This window comes from Pseudomonas sp. Pse1 (genome assembly GCF_024519635.1).
GTDB lineage: Bacteria > Pseudomonadota > Gammaproteobacteria > Pseudomonadales > Pseudomonadaceae > Aquipseudomonas.
The window spans coordinates 1-564 of sequence record NZ_JALJRO010000076.1 but is presented as its reverse complement, the minus strand read 5'-3'; the positions used below and the strand labels follow the sequence as shown (position 1 = coordinate 564).

General features: G+C 52.3%; 1 protein-coding gene. It reads left to right on the top strand.

Features of this window, described 5'->3' with window-relative positions; genetic code table 11:
* On the top strand, positions 1-539 hold a 539-nt coding region (locus tag NR126_RS28440; protein WP_256832489.1), incomplete at its 5' end, for a hypothetical protein.
* Positions 540-564 lie beyond the last annotated feature (25 nt).

Sequence of the window (564 nt, the reverse complement as noted above, 5' to 3'; positions counted from 1 at the left end):
GCGGGGGGAGGGGGGAGGGAGAAAGAAAGGAGGAAAAAAGGAAGGGGGAAAGAGGAAGAGAAAAGGAGAGGAGAGAAAAAAGGGGGGAAAAGAGAAGAGAAGAAAGAAAGAGGAAAAGAAAGAAAGGAGAGAGAGAAAAGGGAGGAGAGGGAGAGGGAGAAAGAGAAAGAAGGAGGAGGAAAGGAAGGGGAAGGGGGGAGGGGAAGGGGGAAGAGGAAAGAAAAAGGAAGAAAAGGAGGAGAGGGAGAAGGAGGAAAAAAGAAAGGAGAAAGGAAGGGGAGAAGAGGCGGAGAAGAAAAGGGAGAGAAAGAAAGAGAAGGAGGGAGAGAAAAAGGGGAGAAGAGAAGAGAAAAGGGAAAGGGAAGGGGGGGGAAGAGGAGAGAGGGGGGGGGGGGAAGAAGGGAGAGAAAAGGAGAGAGAGGGAAAGGGAGGGGGAGGGAAAAGAAAAAAAAGAAAAAAAGAGGGGGGAAGACAACAAACCCAGGCGCAAGGACGGGAACAAGAGCGAGCCAGGACAGACTCTGCGGAGGCCGGACTAACCCATCCAGCGTCTCCCACAGAGTG